The following is a 16948-nucleotide window of genomic DNA, read 5'->3' on the forward strand; positions in this document are numbered from 1 at the left end:
AAGGCCAACGCATGGAACTGAATCTGCAAGACAAGCACGTTCTCATCACCGGGGGGAGCAAGGGCATCGGCTACGCCTGTGCGGCAGCCTTTCTGGCCGAAGGCGCCCGCGTGAGCCTGGTCTCACGCAGCCTGGAGCACCTGGAAGCCGCACGCCAGCGGCTGGGCGCAGCGGTGGCAGGCAGCCACGATCGCATCCATCTGCACGCGGCTGATCTGCAAGACCCGCAAGGGGCCAGCGCGGCCCTGGCCTCTGCCGAAGCCGCCTTTGGTGCTGTAGACGTACTGGTCAACTCCGCTGGCGCGGCGCGCCGCACGCCGCCAGAAGAGCTGAACGCCCAGGCCTGGCACGACGCGATGAACGCCAAATTCTTCACCTACGTGCACATGCTGGATCTGGTGGTCAAAAAGATGGGCGCGCGCGGGCAAGGGGCCATCGTCAACGTGGTGGGCGCCGGTGGCAAAGTGGCCAGCCCCATTCACATGCCGGGCGGCGCAGCCAATGCGGCGCTGATGCTGGTGAGTGCGGGCATGGCGGCGGCCTACGGCCCCATGGGCGTGCGCGTGAACGCAGTCAACCCCGGCGCCACGCACACCGAGCGCCTGCAATCGGGAATGCAGGCCACAGCCCGCATGCTCCATATTTCCGAGGAAGAAGCGCTGGCGCAGGCCACACGCAAGGTACCCCTGGGGCGCCTGGCGCGGCCCGAAGAAGTGGCAGACGTGGTGCTGTTCCTGGCATCCGGGCGCGCCAGCTACGTGACAGGGGTGGTGCTCACCATGGATGGCGCAGCCACGCCCATGGTGGTTTGATGCTGTAGCCCAGGCCTTTCACCAAGCCCTGGGCCTTACTGGCATTTGCGGAATTATTCCGATGCTTCTTGCCGCGCCAGCCGCTCGCTTTTCCAGTAAACGTCGTCACCGCCGTTCATGCGGTTGAGCACACGGGCCAGCACAAACATCAGGTCTGACAGGCGGTTGAGGTACTGGCGCGGCGCATCGTTGAGCGCCTCTTCATTGCCCAGCGCCACCACGGCGCGCTCGGCCCTGCGGGCCACGGTGCGGCAGACATGGGCCTGCGCCGCCGCGCGGGTGCCTGCGGGCAGGATGAATTCCTGCAGGCGCGGCAAAGCCGCGTTGTGCTCTTCCAGCGCCTCGTCCAGTTGCAGCACGGCTTCTTTCTTCAGCAGTTCAAAGCCCGGAATCGACAGCTCTCCGCCCAGGTTGAACAACTGGTGCTGCACCTGCACCAGCAGCTCGCGCACAGCGTCGGGCAGGGGCTCGCACAGCAGCAGGCCGATGTGCGAGTTCAGCTCATCCACATCGCCCATGGCGTGAATGCGCAGGCTGTTTTTGGAAACCCGCTGGTTGTTGCCCAGGCCCGTGGTGCCGGCGTCTCCGGTGCGGGTGGCAATTTCGGTGAGGCGGTTGCCCATGCAATAACTCCTGAAGGGGGTAGGGAATGAGAGTGCGGCGCTGCCGGGCTCACAGGTCCTGGCGCGAATCGAGCACGAACACCATGCCCATGACGCCCACCGACACGGTGCGCCCCCGGATGCTGGTGTACGACGCCACGCCCAACGAATGGTAGTTGGACACAAACGCCGCCAGCGCGCCCAGGCCTAGGGCACCCGCCAGCGGACTGCGCTCGGCCAGGGTTTTCTGAATCTCGCTGCGGTGGCGCTCGGCAGACGGGTTGAGCAACGCGGCCGCTGCCACGAGCACAGCCACGGCTGCGAGGGCTTGAAGGGCTTTAGAGGCTTGGGTCATGGCAGCACCGGTGAACACAAAGCCCGATTGTGCCCCTGCGGCCCTGCCCTTGGCGTCAGCCATGTTGCTACGCTATTCATAGCTGCCTGCGCTTATCCATCAAGCGCTGCAGGCCAATTTAACATCAACCCCTCTTCACAAGGGCTTACACGCGCACCACACACCGCAGCAGAACCCGTTACACGGCGCTGGCAAATGTTGGTGAGGGCAACAGCCGGCAAAAGTGCTGGCCTGCATGCCCATGCTGCGCTGCAATGCAGGCTTGTTCAACTTTCCGGAGCTCTGCATCCATGAAGACGACGCAACGAACTGCCCCCGCCCACGCTCGCACCTGGGCACACCATTTCGAAGCCAGCAGCGTCTTGCTGTTTGCCGCCCTGACGTTTGGTGCCGCAGGCGCCGTGCAGGCGCAAAGCAGCAGCACCAGCAGCCCGTCCCAAGCATCCAAGTCCGTCATCGGGCCAGCCAGCAGCAACCCCGCCGCACCCCAGGCCACCTTTGGCGGCGGCAAGACCCCCACCAGCAGCGCAGCGGCGGCTTTTGACCGCGCTGATGCCGACCGCAACGGCATGCTCAGCCCCCAGGAGGCATCGACCTTCCCGGCGATTGGCGAGCGCTTCCAGGCGCTGGACAAGAACCAGGACAAGATGCTCTCGCGCGAGGAGTTTGAAGCGGGCGCCAAGTCCTAAGAGCCCTTCCACGATCTCCAGTCGTTGGTAAGCGCACAGCGCCCCCTGCCCTCTCCAGTGGGCAGGGGGCGCTGCGTGCGGCAAAGGTGGCGCCCCTGCAAGCTGGCGGCAGCCCCCCTAGAATCAATGCCACTGGCCCACTGCCCCTGGAGACACCGATGAACGCCCCCACCGCCGCTGCCCACCTGCTCCCGCAAATCCAACTGCGCGATGTGCCCCAGGCGCTCATTGATGCGCTGCAGGCCCGCTTTGGCGCGCAGTGCTCGCTGGCCCAGGCCGTGCGTGAACAGCACGGGCGCGACGAGGGCTCGCTGCAGGCGCCCCCGCCCAGCGCCGTGGTGTTTGCTGAAAGCACCCAAGATGTGGCCGATGCCGTGAAGCTGGCCAGCCAGTACGAAGTGCCGGTGATTCCGTACGGCGCGGGCTCCTCGCTCGAAGGCCACCTGCTGGCCGTGCAGGGCGGCATCAGCATCGACGTGAGCCGCATGAACCGGGTGCTCAGCATCAACGCAGATGACCTCACGGTGACGGTGCAGCCGGGCATCACGCGCAAGCAACTCAACGAGGCCATCAAAGACACCGGCCTGTTCTTCCCCATCGACCCCGGCGCCGACGCCAGCATTGGCGGCATGTGCGCCACGCGCGCCAGCGGCACCAACGCCGTGCGCTACGGCACCATGCGCGAGAACGTGCTGGCGCTGGAAGTGGTCACGGCCAGCGGCGAAATCATCCGCACCGGCACGCGCGCCAAAAAGAGCAGCGCGGGCTACGACCTGACGCGCCTGATGGTGGGCAGCGAAGGCACGCTGGGCGTGATCACCGAAGTGACGGTGCGCCTGTACCCGCTGCCTGAAGCAGTGAGCGCCGCCATCTGCTCCTTCCCCAGCATTGAAGCGGCCGTGCGCACCACCATCCAGATCATTCAACTGGGCGTGCCGATTGCGCGCGTGGAGCTGATCGACCGCCACAGCGTGCGCATGGTCAACGCGCACAGCAAGCTCACCCTGCGCGAAGAACCCATGCTGCTGATGGAGTTCCACGGCTCGCCCGCCAGCGTGAAGGAGCAGGCCGAAACCGTGCAGGACATTGCCAGCGAATTTGGCGGCAACGCCTTTGAATGGGCCAGCACCCCCGAAGAGCGCACCCGGCTGTGGACGGCGCGGCACAACGCCTACTTTGCCGCCGTGCAAAGCCGCCCCGGCTGCAAAGCCATCAGCACCGACACCTGCGTGCCCATCAGCCGCCTGGCAGACTGCCTGCTCGAATCGGTGGACGAGGCCGAGGCCAGCGGCCTGCCTTACTTTCTGGTGGGCCATGTGGGCGACGGCAACTTCCACTTCGGCTACCTGCTGGACCCGAACATCCCCGAAGAACGCGTCACCGCCGAAGCCCTGAACCACAAGCTGGTGGCCCGGGCCCTGTCCATGGGCGGCACCTGCACCGGCGAGCATGGTGTGGGCGTGCACAAGATGGGCTTTTTGCTGGACGAAGCCGGCGCAGGCGCGGTGGACATGATGCGCGCCATCAAGCGCGCGCTGGACCCGAAGAACATCCTGAACCCAGGGAAAATCTTTGCGCTGTGACCACAGGGCCGCTGCCACCCCGCTTTCACTCCTGATTTGATAGCTGGTAGCGCTTATCCAGCAAGCGCTAGAGGCCTATTTTCCTGCAAGGCTGATGGCGGGTGCGCGCCTTGCCCATCAACCCTGCTGCTGCGTAGCCCAGGGCATGCACTTTCGGCGCACACGCGTTACAGTCTTGGCCAGGAGGAATCGCCTTGAAACCCCCCGATATCCCGCCGGATGAGGATGCTCGCCTGGCGGAGTTGCGCTCACTCAATGTGCTGGACACCATCGCCGAGGAGCGGTTTGACCGCCTCACGCGCATGGCCAGGCGCTTGTTCGGGGTGGACGTTGCGCTGGTGAGCCTGGTGGACGAAAACCGCCAGTGGTTCAAATCCTGCGCGGGCATGGAGCTGAGCGAGACGCCGCGCGATATCTCTTTTTGCGGCCACGCCATCCTGGGCGATGGCGCCTTTGTCATCCCCGATGCGCTGCAAGACGAGCGCTTTTGCGACAACCCCCTGGTCGCCGGCCCACCGCATGTGCGGTTCTATGCGGGCTGCCCCCTGCGCGGCCCCGGCGGGCGCAAGCTGGGCACGCTGTGCATCATCGACTCCAAGCCCCGCGCCTTCAGCGACGAAGACGTGGAGATGCTGGTGGACCTGGCCCTGATGGTGGAGCGGGAGTTTTCCGCCATTGAGTGGGCCACGGTGGACGAACTCACCGGCCTGTCCAACCGCCGGGGTTTCATGATGCTGGCCCAGCACAGCCTGCAGTTGTGCATGCGCCAGAACATTCCGGCAGCGCTGGTGTTCATTGACCTGGACCACCTCAAGCAAGTGAACGACCAGCTGGGCCATGCCGAGGGCGACTGGGTGCTGGTCACCTTTGCGCAGCATCTGATGAAGGCCTTCCGTGGCTCGGACGTGGTGGCGCGGCTCGGGGGCGACGAGTTTCTGGTGCTGCTCACCAACCACAGCGAAGCCGCGGCCGAAAGCGCCATGGCACGCCTGCAGCAGGCGCTGGACGCCACCAACGAAGCCGAAGCGCGAGGCTACGACATTTCGTTCTCCCACGGGTTGGTAGAGTTCGACCCGAAGCGCCACCACACGATTGGCGCCTTGATCAGCGAGGGCGATTCGCTGATGTACAAAACCAAACACGCGCGGCGCTGAGCCTGCGCTGGGGGCGCGCAGCGCAGCGCCCTCTCTCCGCGCCCTCCCTGCTCCCCCCGTTCCTCCATGAAGACCTTGCTGCTTTTCATCGCCACGGCTTTGGCCGAAATCATCGGCTGCTACCTGCCCTGGCTGTGGCTCAAGCAGGGCAAGCCGGTGTGGCTGCTGCTGCCTGCGGCGGCCAGCCTGGCGCTGTTTGCCTGGCTGCTCACCCTGCACGACACGGCGGGCGCAGGCCGGGTGTATGCGGCCTATGGCGGGGTGTATATCGGTGTGGCGCTGGCCTGGCTGTGGGCGGTGGACGGCATCCGCCCCACGGCGTGGGATGTGGCGGGGGTGCTGGTGGCGCTGGCAGGCATGGCGATCATCATGCTGCAGCCAGAGTATTGAGAGCCCCCCTGAGTCGCCTTCGGCGCCTTCCCCCCAAGGGGACGCACCCGGTGGCCCGGCAGAGCCGGTTCCACGGGTGCGCTGGTCGGGGCAGCGCACGCCGCAAAGGCTGCGTGGACTACAGCCTCAGTTCACTTTTATCAGCCGCCAGTCAATGCGGTTGTCCGGCCGCTGCACCAGCTCCACGTTTTTCTTCATGGCCCAGGCCAGCATCTGGTTGTGCAGCGGGATGTGGACCACCTCGTCGTTGTGCAGTTGCAGGCCTTCGGTGAGCAGGCGGTTGCGCACGGGCAGGTCGGTTTCGGTCTTCACGCGGTCCACGATGTAGTCCATGCGCTGGTTGCTGTAGCGGCCCAGGTTGTAGCTGCCATCGGCACCGGTGGTCTTGGTGCGCGCCAGCGACTGCAGGGTGTACAGCGCATCGAACGTGGGCACGCCCCAGCTCAGCAGCGCAATGCTGGCCTCGTGCCGCTGGGCCATGGGGTAGTAGGTCACGGCGGGCAGCGTGCGCAGCTTGGCCTTGACGCCGATGCGCGACCACATCGAGGTGATGGCCTGGCACAGCTCTTCGTCCTGGATGATGGCGTTGTTGCTGCAGGCAAAGTCCACCTCAAAGCCGTCTTTGTAGCCCGCCTCGGCCAGCAGCGCCTTGGCGGCATTGGCGTCGAAAGGCAGGCGCTTGTCCACGGCTTCTGTCCAGCCGTTGACCAGGGGCGAGACGATGGCGCCGGTGGGTTTGGACAGCCCCCGCATCGTCACGCGCTGCAGCGCGGCGGTGTCGATGGCCTGGTACAGCGCCTTGCGCACGCGCAGGTCCTTGAGCGGGTTCTTGCCCTTGATGTTGCTGCCGGGCAGCTCGTCGCGGAACTGGTCCAGCGCCAGGTACACGGTGCGGTTTTCCACCATCTCCATCACCTTGAGCTGGGGGTTGGCCTTGATGCGCGCCAGGTCCTGGATGCTGGTGTCGCGCACCATGTCCACCTCGCCCGACAGCAGCGCGGCAATGCGCGTGGCTTCGGACTTGATGGGGGTGTAGGTGATTTCGGTGACGTTGCCTTCGGTCTTGCCCGCGTTCCACCAGTGGGGGTTGGCGGTCAAGACGATTTTCTGGTCAGGCACCCATTCCTTCAGCACAAACGGGCCGGTGCCCATGGCGTGGCGGTGAGAGTAGGTTTCTTCCTTGCCCTTGATGTCCTTGGGCTCCACCGAGTTGTGCTTCTCGGCCCAGGCACGGCTCATCACGCGCAGCTCGGTCAGCTGGTTGAGCAGCACGGGGTTGGGGTTCTTCAAGAAGATGTCGATGGTCTCGCCATCCACCTTGGCAATGCGGTCCATGCCCTGGGTGTAGATGGCGTAGGTGGAGGTCTTGCTCATCGCGCGTTGCAGCGAATAGACCACGTCGTCCGCCGTCATGGCAGAGCCGTCGCTGAACTTCACGCCCTGGCGCAGCTTGAAGCGCATCTGCGTGGGGCTGACCTGCTGCCACGAGGTGGCCAGCACCGGTTCCACCTTCAACGTGCGGCTGTTGAACATGACCAGCGACTCGTACACCGCGCCGTGGATGCCGTTGCCCAGGGCACTGTTTTGCGAATGGATGTCCATGGTCTGGATATCGCTGGAACCAGCCCACTTGAACGGTTTTGCCATGGCGGGCAGAACACTGGCTGCCAGGGCGACGGTCGCCGCCGTCAGCACAGAGCGCTTGAATTGCATAGCCTCAATTCCTTGGTAAGGAGGATTGAATGAAAGGAACGCTGAATATGCAGCAGCCCGCCCCAGCGCCCAAGCCCCTGCACGCCCAGTGTGGCAAGAATGTGTCTTGGCAAGGTAGCTGATTGCACGCAAACCCACGCTGGGGTAGGCGCCACCGCTGCGCTGCGCCCCCGGCTACACTGCACACCGCAGGGCGAGCGGCGTGCAGGGCTTATGCACCAAAATACCCTGTAGCGCTTACCCTGATTGCGCAGGCAGCTATTAAAACAGTAGCAACAATCCGCAACACAATCCACACCGCTTTTTTCCACGGAGTTACGCATGACACCCCTGAGCTTGCACCGCAGCGCTTTCCTGGCCCTTCTGTGCGGCGTGCTCACCGCCTGCGGGGCCGAGGTGGCCAGCACCGCCGTCACGGCCACCAAGTTGCAGGCCGAGCAAGCCAAGCAGGCCACAGCGCAGGCCGAAAAGATCAAAGCGGGCCTGGCCGAGGCCACGCAGCGCACGGAAGCCGCTGCCTCGGCCGCTGACAGCCAATAAACGCCGCGAACCAGACTCCCTCCCCCGCCTGAGGCAAGCGAGGGACCCACGGGGGCTGTGCGCGTACCTGTTCGCGTACATATCCGCGCACCTTCACCAAGAATCGGCGCTGGCCCACACGCGGCGGCGCAGCGGCGGCTACGATGGCTTGGCCGGTTGCAGCCTTGCCCGGCCATGCCCCGCGCGGCTGCGCGCTGCGCCCCGTCACCATGCCCAACGATCTTGTCGTCCTGCGCCCAGAGGGGCTGTACTGCCCAGCGGGTGATTTCTACATCGACCCCTGGCGGCCGGTGGAACGCGCCGTGCTCACCCACGCGCATTCGGACCACGCCCGGCGCGGTTCGGCCCATTACCTGGCCCACACCGACAGCGCGGGCACGTTGCGCAACCGGCTGGGCGCAGACATCACCCTGCAGACCCTGGCCTACGGCGAAGCCATCACGCACCAGGGCGTGACGGTGTCGCTGCACCCGGCCGGGCATGTGCTGGGCTCGGCCCAGGTGCGCATTGAGCATGCAGGCCAGGTGTGGGTGGCCTCGGGCGACTACAAGCTCGAAGACGACGGCACCTGCCCGCCGTTTGAACCCGTGCGCTGCCACACCTTCATCACCGAATCCACCTTTGGCCTGCCCATCTACCGCTGGCCTGCGCAGCCCGTGCTGTTTGCCGACATCAACGCCTGGTGGGCCGCAAATGCCGCGGCGGGCAAGGCCAGCGTGCTCTACGCCTATGCGTTTGGCAAAGCACAGCGCCTGCTGTACGGGGTGGATAGCAGCATTGGCCCCATCGTGGTTCACGGCGCGGTAGAGCCGCTCAACGCCGTGTACCGCGCAGCCGGTGTGCCGCTGCCGCCCACGCACCGCGTGACGGACCCGCAAATCACCAAGGCCGACCTGCGCCGCGCTCTGGTGATCGCCCCACCCTCGGCCGCTGGCACACCGTGGCTCAAGCGCTTTGGCGAACACTCCGACGCGTTTGCCAGCGGCTGGATGCTGGTGCGCGGCGCCCGCCGCCGCCGGGGTGTGGACCGCGGCTTCGTGATGAGCGACCACGCCGACTGGCCCGGCCTGCAAAAGGCCATTGGCGCCACGGGGGCAGAGCGCATCATCGTCACCCACGGCAGCACCGAGGTGATGGTGCGCTGGCTGTGCGAGCAAGGCCTGGATGCGCAGGTGTTCGCCACCGAGTACGGTGGGGACGACAACGAAGACGACACGGACGCTGCGGCCGAGCAGCCGGCCAGCGCCACTGCCGCCGAGGCCGCGCCATGAAGCAGTTCGCCGCCCTCTTCCAGGCGCTGGATGCGACCACCGCCCAGTCGGCCAAGCTGGCCGCGCTGGTGGCCTACCTGCGGGTGGCCGCCCCTGGCGATGCGGCCTGGGCCGTGTACTTTCTGGCCGGTGGCAAGCCGCGCCAGATGGTGCCCACCAAGCGCCTCAAAGCCCTGGCGCAACAGGCTGCGGGTCTGCCCGAATGGCTGTTTGACGAAAGCTACGAGGCCGTGGGCGACCTGGCCGAAACCATCGCCCTGCTGCTGCCCCCGCCCGCCGCGCCCGCTGATGTGCCGCTGGCCGAGTGGATGGCACAGCTGCTGCCACTGCGCGCACTGCCGCCCGATGAAGCCGACGCCCACCTGCGCGCGCAGTGGAACATGCTCGCGCCCGAGCAGCGGTTGGTGTACTTCAAGCTCATCACCGGCAACTTCCGCGTGGGGGTGTCGCGCCTGCAGGTCACGCAGGCACTGGCCACCGTGAGCGGGCTGGACGCCAAGCGCATCGCCCACCGGCTGATGGGCTACACGCAAATCGGCCGCCAGCCGCAGGCCGCCGACTACGCCGCGCTGGTGGCGCCAGCCGAAGGCGATGCAGGCCAAGCCACCGATGGCGCTGCCGGGCACCCTTACCCGTTTTTTCTGGCGCACCCGTTCAACCAGCCAGTGGCCGACATGCCCCCACTGCTGGGCCCGGTGGCAGACTGGCAGGTAGAGTGGAAGTGGGACGGCATCCGCGCGCAGATCGTGCGGCGCGCCGGGGCCGTATGGGTGTGGTCGCGCGGCGAAGAACTGGTGACCGACCGCTTCCCGGAACTGGCCAGCGCCGCGCTGCAAAGCCTTCCAGACGGCACGGTGATCGACGGCGAAATCCTCGTGTGGCTGCCCGGCGAACCCGCTCCGCGCGCCTTTGCAGACCTGCAAAAACGCCTGGGCCGCAAGACGCTAACGCCCAAGCTGCTGCGCGAACTGCCCGTGGTGCTGGTGGCCTATGACCTACTGGAACATGCGGGGCACGATGTGCGTGAGCAGCCCCAGCAAGCCCGGCGTGCGCATCTGGAGGCCTTGCTGCAGCCGCCCTCCACCACCATCGGCGAAACCCCTGCGGTTGCGCTGCGCCTGAGCCCGCTGCTGCAAGGCGCTGACTGGCAAGACCTGGCCCGCCAGCGCGAGGCTGCGCGCAGTCTGGGCACCGAGGGCTTCATGCTCAAGCACCGCGACGCCCACTACGGCGTGGGCCGCACCAAAGACGTGGGCGTGTGGTGGAAGTGGAAGATCGACCCCATGAGCGTGGACGCGGTGCTCATCTACGTCCAGCGCGGCCACGGGCGACGCGCCAGCCTGTACACCGACTACACCTTTGCCGTGTGGAACGGCCCACCGGGCGACCCCGACCGGCAACTGGTGCCCTTTGCCAAGGCGTACTCGGGCCTGACGGACGCCGAGATTGCGCAGGTGGACGCCATCATCCGCAAGACCACGCGCGAGAGCTTTGGCCCCGTGCGCAGCGTGGAGGCCACGCAGGTCTTCGAGCTGGGCTTTGAAGGCATTGCGAAGAGCCCGCGCCACAAAAGCGGCATTGCCGTGCGCTTTCCGCGCATGCTGCGCTGGCGGCAAGACAAACCCGTGGCTGAGGCCGACACCTTGCAGACGCTGGCCGCGCTGCTGCCAGAAAGCAGCGCATGAGCGAAGGGGCCGCAAAGCGCTGGATGGCCGCCCGTGGCTGGCAGCCGTTCGCCTTCCAGCAACAGGTGTGGCAGGCCATGGCCGAGGGCCGCTCGGGCCTGCTGCACGCCACCACCGGCGCGGGTAAGACTTATGCGGTGTGGCTCGGCGCTTTGGAGCGTTTTTCGGCTCTGGCGCCCGTGGATAGTGCGCAAGCAGCTCCTAAAAAAGAAGCAAACAAGCCCCCGGCGCTCACGGTGCTGTGGATCACCCCCATGCGCGCGCTGGCGGCCGATTCGCTGCGCGCCCTGCAAGAGCCCCTGCCCGACCTGGCCCCGCACTGGAGCAGCGGCCTGCGCACAGGAGACACCGCCAGCGGCGAGCGCGCCGCGCAAGACCGGCGCCTGCCCACGGTGCTGGTCACCACGCCTGAAAGCGTGTCGCTGCTGCTGGCCCGCGCCGACGCGCACGAGCGCCTGGCCCACGTACAACTGGTGGTGGTGGACGAATGGCACGAGCTGGTGGGCAACAAGCGCGGCGTGCAAGTGCAACTGGCGCTGGCGCGCCTGTCGGGCTGGAACCCGCGCCTGCTGGTGTGGGGCATGTCGGCCACGCTGGGCAACCTGCCCGAAGCACTGGCCACCCTGGTGCCCGCCCTGCCCCCGCGTGCGCCGCGCCGCGCCAAGCCGCTGCTGGTGCAGGGCCGCATCGACAAAGCGCTGCAGGTGCAGGTGCTGCTGCCCGAACGCGTGGAGCGTTTTGCCTGGGCCGGGCACATGGGCCTGTCGCTGCTGCCGCAGGTGGTGCAATCGATCGAAGCCACCGCGTCGACGCTGGTGTTGCAGCACCCTTCGGATGCCGAAGATGGCACGCCGCCACCGGCCCACGGCGCAAGGCGCAGTCCGCCGCCAATACCGCAAGTATTGGCAAGGACTGCAACGCCGCGAGGTGGGGCGATGGCAAGTGGCAACCGGCATGCGAGGGGTGGTGCAACACTTCTCTTCACCAACACCCGTTCGCAGGCCGAGCGCTGGTACCAGGCGCTGCTGGAGGCGCGGCCCGACTGGGCGGGCACCATTGCCCTGCACCACGGCTCGCTCAGCGGCGAAGTGCGCGGCTGGGTCGAGGCAGGGCTCAAGGCTGGCACCTTGAAGGCCGTGGTGTGCACATCGAGCCTGGACCTGGGCGTGGACTTTCTGCCGGTGGAGCAGGTGCTGCAGATCGGGTCGGCCAAGGGCGTCGCGCGGCTGGTGCAGCGCGCGGGCCGGTCGGGCCACGCGCCGGGGCGCACCAGCAGCATCACGCTGGTGCCCACGCACAGTCTGGAGTTGGTGGAGGCCGCCGCCGCCCGCCAGGCGCTGGCCGAAGGCCGCATTGAAGACCGGCACACGCCCCGCGCGCCGCTGGACGTGCTGGTACAGCACCTGGTCACCATTGCCCTGGGTGGCGGCTTTGTGCCCGATGCGCTGCTGGCCGAGGTGCGCCGTGCCCCGGCCTACGCCACACTGGCCGACAACGACTGGCAATGGGCGCTGCAGTTTGTGCGCCAGGGCGGCGCATCGCTGGCCAACTACCCGGACTTTCATCGGGTGGTGCCGGATGAGGACGGTGTGTGGCGCATGCCCGATGCGCGGCTGGCGCGGCGGCATCGCAGCAACATCGGCACCATCGTGAGCGATGCGAGCATGCAGGTGCAGTTCGTCAGTGGCGGAAAGCTGGGCTCGGTGGAAGAGAGCTTCATCGCGCGCCTCAAACCCGGCGATGTGTTCATGTTTGCCGGCCGCTTGCTGGAGCTGGTGCGCACGCAGCAGATGACGGCCTATGTGCGCACGGCCCCCAAAGGCAGCGCTGCGCTGCCGCGCTGGAACGGCGGGCGCATGCCGCTGTCCAACACGCTGGCCGATGCCATGCTGCGCCAGCTGGAGCAGGCCGAGCGCGGCGTGTTCGCATCGCCCGAGATGCGCTGCGCGCAGCCCTTGCTGGCGTTGCAGGATGCGTGGTCGGCCCTGCCCACACCCAGCCGCCTGGTGGCTGAGGTGCTGCACACGCGCGAGGGCTGGCACCTGTACCTGTACCCGCTGGCCGGGCGGCTGGTGCACCTGGGGCTGGCGGGCCTGCTGGCGTGGCGCGCATCGCAGCAGGTGCCCAACACATTTTCGATTGCCGTCAACGACTACGGGCTGGAGCTGCTGTCGGCCAAACCCGTGGACTGGCCCGCATTGCTGCCACACCTGATTGGCAAGGCCACGCACAGCGCCGTGGGGGAAGGACTGGAAGCCGAGGTGCTGGCCAGCCTGAACGCCACCGAGATGGCGCGCCGGCGCTTTCGCGAAATTGCGCGCATCGCCGGGCTTATCTTTCAAAGCCACCCCGGCGAGCAGCGCAGCAGCCGGCAATTGCAAGCCTCGTCGTCCCTTTACTACGACGTGTTCGCGCAGTACGACCCGGACAACCTGCTACTGGCCCAGGCCCGCGCCGAGCTGCTGGTGCAGGAGCTGGACATTGACCGCCTGGCCCAGACCCTGCAACGCATGAAGGGCCAGCAACTGTCGGTGCACACGCTGGAGCGCCCCACGCCCTTTGCCCTGCCGCTGATGGTGGAGCGCTTTCGCGAGCGGCTGAGCACCGAGAGCCTGGGCGACCGGCTGGAGCGCATGGTGCAGGCGCTGGAAGTGGCCGCAGACAACACCATGGGCACGCACCTGGCACCAACGCGCGACACCACCCACTGGGACCTGCACCGCGATGCGCCCGAGCTGCCCGCCCGCGCCCGCCCCAAACGCCCACGCCGGGGGCGGCACGGGTTCTGACCCTGCAGCCGGGGCCATTGCGCCACCCCGGCACACACAGCCACCGCCGTCGGTATGCTCGGCGCTCCATGGCTGCCCTGACATCGCACACCACCACGCCCAGCCCGCCCACACATGCCAATCCAGCGGGCGCGTGCCCCCTGACGCTGCCCTGCGGCACAGTGCTGTGGCTGCTGCCAGGGCGCGCCGTGTGGTGGCCCGAGGCCCGCAGCCTGTTCGTGGCCGATGTGCACTTTGGCAAGGCAGCCAGCTTTCGCCATGCGGGCCAGCCCGTGCCCACGGGTACCACGGCCGACAACATCGCCCGGCTGGATGCGCTGCTCACCACCACCGGCGCACAACGGCTGGTGTTTTTGGGCGACTTTTTGCATGCACGCGGCGGCGCGCAACCCGCCCTGTGGCAGCAACTGCGCGCCTGGCGGGTGCGGCACACGCAAGTGGCCATGGACCTGGTGCTGGGCAACCATGACCGCCATGCGGGCACCCCGCCCGCTGACCTGAACATTGCCTTGCAGGAAGAGCCCTGGGCCCCAGTGCCTGGCGTGCCCTTGCGGGCAGCGCACCACCCGCAGGCCGTGGCGGGGCACACCGTGCTGGCGGGGCATTTGCACCCCTCGGTGGTGCTGCACGGCCCGGCGCGAGACCGCATGCGCCTACCCTGTTTTGCATGGCTGCCGGGGCCACCAGGGCTGCTGGTACTGCCCGCATTCGGCGCCTTCACCGGAACGCACGCCAACGCCCTGCCCGCGGGCGCACAGGCCTATGCCATTGCCGGCACGCGGGTGGTGCAGGTGCCCGGCGGTTGATGGATTACTGCGACGTCCTTTCGGGCACGCGGGTGTTCAGCGCCGCAGGGCGGTATTCCGGCACAAAAGCGCAGCCCTTGCCAAAGGTGGCCTCCAGCGCCGGGCATTCGCTGGCAATGCTGGCGGGCGTCGGCCGGGTGCCCTCTTCCACCCAGCGCAGCAGGGCCGCCATCAGCGTGGGGTAAGTCGGGTCGCTCAGGTAACTGTGGCTGCTGTGCCGCGTGAAGGTCTGCACCAGATGGCCGCTGGTGCCCGCCTGCTCCATCGTGGTTTTGAAAGCGGCATCCAGTTCCACGAACGCGGTCGCGTCGTCGATGCCTTTAGCGGTGAGCACCGGCACCGGAATGCGGCCAGTGGGGTCGGTGTCTTGCGCAAAGCGGGCCAGCGCTGACGGGTGAGCCCGGTAGCGCAGCACACCGGCGTTCAGCGCTGCATCGTCATCAGAGCCCCGGTAGCGCACGCCTTCGTTGCCAAACGGGCTGGCGCCCCCGGTGCGGTGCTGCACCACGTCGCGGAAGTGGAACGTCGCCCAATTCATGTGGCCCTGGATGGAACTGGCCGGAATACGGATGACGTCGGTGATCACCTTCACACGGCGCTGTTGCTCTGGCGTGCGGGCAGATGCGGGCTTGTCCAGCCCCAGACATTCGTTCACGCGCGCAGTCAAGTCGGCCTGGGTCAGGGTGGCATCAGCGGGCAGGCCGATGTTCAGCGGGTACTGCACCTCAGTGGGCCGGGGGTGGTTGTTGCAGAGGTACTGGTAGACCACGCGCAGGTCGGTGCGAAAGTCGTACGAGCGCGAGCCCCCGGCCAGCACACCGCTGGTGAGCAACACGGCGTCATACGGGCGCTGGCCTTGGGTTGTGGAAGTGAACATCTCGGCCCCCCGCGCCGCCACGCTGGCACCCCACGACTGCCCGTGCAGGATGGTGCGGCGCGGCTGCGCCACATGGCCCACAAAGATCTGCCGCAGGCGTTCGGTGTCTTCCGCCGCAGCGCGCACTTCCACGCCGCCCTGGCGGAAGGTGCTGCCCGCCCATGCATAACCGGCCTTGACCATGATGGCCCAGCGCTCCAGGTCTGCCGCCGAGCGTTCGGGCCGAGGCGCGCCCAGGGCTGGCCCACCGTGGGCGTGCAGCACCAGGTGGCCGTTCCACTGGCGGGGCATGGCAATAAGGTAGTAGGCCCCCGCAGAATCCTGCCCCGCCAGGCAGCGGGCCAGGGCCGCGAGCGCCGGTGGGCAGGCCGCAGCCACGGGCGGGGCTTCTGACGTTTTCTCAGGCTTGGGCGACAAGGGTGCGCAGGCGGCGGCGGCCAGCGCGATTCCGGTACAGGCCCAGCGCCTGGCGGCAGGGGGAATCCAATGGGGTGAAGGCATGGGAGCGGCTCCTGGGTGCGGGAAGAAGGGCCATCGTAGGGAGCACATCCATGCACGTCAAACCACGCCATGCGCTGCGCCCGGGCAACACAGGGCGCTTCTGCGCATGTAACGGTTGGCAACCGCTGCGCCGCCACGCCACGGCGCGGGCACACTTCCACCACGCCGCAGCCACAGGGCCCTGCCAGCGTGCGCGGGTGGCAACACCAGGGCGTTCACATCCTTCACAACAACGCGGCAGCGCGAGGAGCGCCAAGCCGCTTCAAACCATGCACTTCCAACGTTCACGTTTTCTTCCCTGGATTTCTGCAGCCTGCCTGGGCGCCGCGCTGCTGGCCGGCGCGGCCTGGGCCGACACCGCCGAAGGCGTGCGCGCCTACGACCGGGGCCAGTTCGCCCTGGCGGCCAAAGAACTGCAGCCCGCCGCACAGGCAGGCGACCCCGAGGCGCAATTTCACCTGGGGCTGATGCACGACTTTGGCAAAGGCGTTCAGCTAGACCACGCCAAGGCCGCCGCGCTGTACCGCAAAGCCGCCGAACAAGGCCATGCCGATGCGCAATACCACCTGGCCGTTTCGTACGACGACGGCGAGGGCGTGCCGCAGGACTTTGAACAGGCGGTGTACTGGTACACCCAGGCCGCCAACCAGGGGCTGGCCAAGGCCCAGTACAACCTGGGCGTTTCGTACGACAAGGGCGAAGGCGTAGCCAAGGACCACCAGATGGCCGCGCAGTGGTACCGCAAGGCGGCGGACCAGGGCGACTCTGACGCGCAATACAACCTGGGTGTGGCGTACGACGAAGGCGAAGGCGTGCCGCAAGACCACCAGCAGGCCGTGGCCTGGTACCGCAAGGCGGCTGCACAAAACCATGTGCGCGCACAGTTCAACCTGGCGGTTTCTTATGACGACGGCGAGGGCGTGGCTCAAGACAAGAAGCAGGCCGTGCACTGGTACACCAAGGCCGCCGAGCAAGGCGATGCCGATGCGCAACAAAACCTGTCTGTCATGTACGCACGCGGCGAAGGCGTGGCCCGCGATGCGGCCAAGTCCCGCTACTGGGCGCGCAAGGCGCGCGAGTCACGGGCGCGAGGTGAGGATTGATGGGATGCAAGGGCTTCGAAAGAGGCAATGCCAGTAAGTTAAGCAAAGGCCCTTCGGGGTCTTTGTTGTTTGTACAGT

General features: G+C 67.2%; 15 protein-coding genes. 11 read left to right on the forward strand and 4 right to left on the reverse strand.

From position 1 onward, the window contains the following. The first annotated feature begins 11 nt into the window (after window positions 1-11). On the forward strand, window positions 12-812 hold the full coding sequence (locus IHV84_RS14310; RefSeq protein ID WP_198847361.1) for an SDR family oxidoreductase: 801 nt from the start codon (window positions 12-14) through the stop codon (window positions 810-812). 53 nt (window positions 813-865) lie between these two features. On the opposite strand, the gene IHV84_RS14315 is transcribed toward IHV84_RS14310, so the two are convergent. Continuing rightward, entirely contained in the window at window positions 866-1435 is a 570-nt protein-coding gene (locus IHV84_RS14315) for a cob(I)yrinic acid a,c-diamide adenosyltransferase (RefSeq protein ID WP_044397232.1), read from the reverse strand. A 49-nt stretch (window positions 1436-1484) separates the two neighbouring features. Then, window positions 1485-1769, reverse strand: coding sequence for a hypothetical protein (locus IHV84_RS14320; protein WP_198847376.1), 285 nt, complete (start codon window positions 1767-1769; stop codon window positions 1485-1487). Between the two features lie 290 nt (window positions 1770-2059). Between IHV84_RS14320 and IHV84_RS14325 the strand changes: the two genes are divergently transcribed. The 4 genes from IHV84_RS14325 (at window position 2060) to IHV84_RS14340 (ending at window position 5585) form a co-directional block, all read left to right on the forward strand. Next, window positions 2060-2458: an EF-hand domain-containing protein gene (locus tag IHV84_RS14325; RefSeq protein ID WP_198847362.1), complete on the forward strand. Its 399-nt coding sequence runs from the start codon at window positions 2060-2062 to the stop codon at window positions 2456-2458. A gap of 158 nt (window positions 2459-2616) precedes the next feature. After that, entirely contained in the window at window positions 2617-4041 is a 1425-nt protein-coding gene (locus IHV84_RS14330; RefSeq protein ID WP_198847363.1) for an FAD-binding oxidoreductase, read from the forward strand. A 194-nt stretch (window positions 4042-4235) separates the two neighbouring features. After that, a complete protein-coding gene (locus IHV84_RS14335) occupies window positions 4236-5195 on the forward strand; it encodes a diguanylate cyclase (RefSeq protein WP_198847364.1) in 960 nt (319 codons plus the stop codon). A gap of 66 nt (window positions 5196-5261) precedes the next feature. Next, window positions 5262-5585, forward strand: coding sequence for a YnfA family protein (locus tag IHV84_RS14340; protein ID WP_198847365.1), 324 nt, complete (start codon window positions 5262-5264; stop codon window positions 5583-5585). A gap of 126 nt (window positions 5586-5711) precedes the next feature. Here IHV84_RS14340 and IHV84_RS14345 read toward each other — a convergent pair whose 3' ends face one another. Next, complete coding sequence (locus IHV84_RS14345) at window positions 5712-7298, reverse strand: ABC transporter substrate-binding protein (RefSeq protein WP_198847366.1); 1587 nt, start codon at window positions 7296-7298, stop codon at window positions 5712-5714. Window positions 7299-7619: 321 nt separating this feature from the next. Between IHV84_RS14345 and IHV84_RS14350 the strand changes: the two genes are divergently transcribed. From IHV84_RS14350 to pdeM, 5 genes are all read left to right on the forward strand, one after another. After that, window positions 7620-7838 (forward strand): hypothetical protein, encoded by a 219-nt coding sequence (locus IHV84_RS14350; RefSeq protein WP_198847367.1) that lies wholly within the window; start codon window positions 7620-7622, stop codon window positions 7836-7838. A 209-nt stretch (window positions 7839-8047) separates the two neighbouring features. Further along, complete coding sequence (locus IHV84_RS14355; RefSeq protein WP_198847368.1) at window positions 8048-9109, forward strand: ligase-associated DNA damage response exonuclease; 1062 nt, start codon at window positions 8048-8050, stop codon at window positions 9107-9109. Then, window positions 9106-10794 carry an ATP-dependent DNA ligase gene (locus tag IHV84_RS14360; RefSeq protein ID WP_198847369.1) on the forward strand — a complete coding sequence of 563 codons (1689 nt, stop codon included), beginning with the start codon at window positions 9106-9108 and terminating at the stop codon, window positions 10792-10794. Before IHV84_RS14355 ends, IHV84_RS14360 begins: the two co-directional genes overlap by 4 nt. Further along, window positions 10791-13583, forward strand: a complete 2793-nt coding sequence (locus IHV84_RS14365) for a ligase-associated DNA damage response DEXH box helicase (RefSeq protein WP_198847370.1) — start codon at window positions 10791-10793, stop codon at window positions 13581-13583. The genes IHV84_RS14360 and IHV84_RS14365 overlap by 4 nt, the downstream gene beginning before the upstream one ends. Before the next feature lie 68 nt (window positions 13584-13651). Next, window positions 13652-14389 (forward strand): ligase-associated DNA damage response endonuclease PdeM, encoded by a 738-nt coding sequence (gene pdeM, locus IHV84_RS14370; protein WP_198847371.1) that lies wholly within the window; start codon window positions 13652-13654, stop codon window positions 14387-14389. A gap of 4 nt (window positions 14390-14393) precedes the next feature. Here pdeM and IHV84_RS14375 read toward each other — a convergent pair whose 3' ends face one another. After that, the gene (locus tag IHV84_RS14375; RefSeq protein ID WP_233100030.1) at window positions 14394-15767 is read right to left on the reverse strand and encodes a hypothetical protein; all 1374 of its coding nucleotides are present in this window, start codon (window positions 15765-15767) and stop codon (window positions 14394-14396) included. 269 nt (window positions 15768-16036) lie between these two features. Between IHV84_RS14375 and IHV84_RS14380 the strand changes: the two genes are divergently transcribed. Continuing rightward, on the forward strand, window positions 16037-16870 hold the full coding sequence (locus tag IHV84_RS14380; RefSeq protein WP_198847372.1) for a tetratricopeptide repeat protein: 834 nt from the start codon (window positions 16037-16039) through the stop codon (window positions 16868-16870). Window positions 16871-16948 lie beyond the last annotated feature (78 nt).

The sequence above is a fragment of the Acidovorax sp. IB03 genome (assembly GCF_016406015.1).
Taxonomy (GTDB): Bacteria; Pseudomonadota; Gammaproteobacteria; order Burkholderiales; family Burkholderiaceae_C; genus Acidovorax; species Acidovorax temperans.

Coding starts and splice junctions, on each gene's coding strand:
- IHV84_RS14310 (WP_198847361.1), top strand. CDS start 12: ATGGAACTGAATCTGCAAGACAAGCACGTTCTCATCACCGGGGGGAGC.
- IHV84_RS14315 (WP_044397232.1), bottom strand. CDS start 1,435: ATGGGCAACCGCCTCACCGAAATTGCCACCCGCACCGGAGACGCCGGC.
- IHV84_RS14320 (WP_198847376.1), bottom strand. CDS start 1,769: ATGACCCAAGCCTCTAAAGCCCTTCAAGCCCTCGCAGCCGTGGCTGTG.
- IHV84_RS14325 (WP_198847362.1), top strand. CDS start 2,060: ATGAAGACGACGCAACGAACTGCCCCCGCCCACGCTCGCACCTGGGCA.
- IHV84_RS14330 (WP_198847363.1), top strand. CDS start 2,617: ATGAACGCCCCCACCGCCGCTGCCCACCTGCTCCCGCAAATCCAACTG.
- IHV84_RS14340 (WP_198847365.1), top strand. CDS start 5,262: ATGAAGACCTTGCTGCTTTTCATCGCCACGGCTTTGGCCGAAATCATC.
- IHV84_RS14345 (WP_198847366.1), bottom strand. CDS start 7,298: ATGCAATTCAAGCGCTCTGTGCTGACGGCGGCGACCGTCGCCCTGGCA.
- IHV84_RS14350 (WP_198847367.1), top strand. CDS start 7,620: ATGACACCCCTGAGCTTGCACCGCAGCGCTTTCCTGGCCCTTCTGTGC.
- IHV84_RS14355 (WP_198847368.1), top strand. CDS start 8,048: ATGCCCAACGATCTTGTCGTCCTGCGCCCAGAGGGGCTGTACTGCCCA.
- IHV84_RS14360 (WP_198847369.1), top strand. CDS start 9,106: ATGAAGCAGTTCGCCGCCCTCTTCCAGGCGCTGGATGCGACCACCGCC.
- IHV84_RS14365 (WP_198847370.1), top strand. CDS start 10,791: ATGAGCGAAGGGGCCGCAAAGCGCTGGATGGCCGCCCGTGGCTGGCAG.
- pdeM (WP_198847371.1), top strand. CDS start 13,652: ATGGCTGCCCTGACATCGCACACCACCACGCCCAGCCCGCCCACACAT.
- IHV84_RS14375 (WP_233100030.1), bottom strand. CDS start 15,767: ATGCCTTCACCCCATTGGATTCCCCCTGCCGCCAGGCGCTGGGCCTGT.
- IHV84_RS14380 (WP_198847372.1), top strand. CDS start 16,037: ATGCACTTCCAACGTTCACGTTTTCTTCCCTGGATTTCTGCAGCCTGC.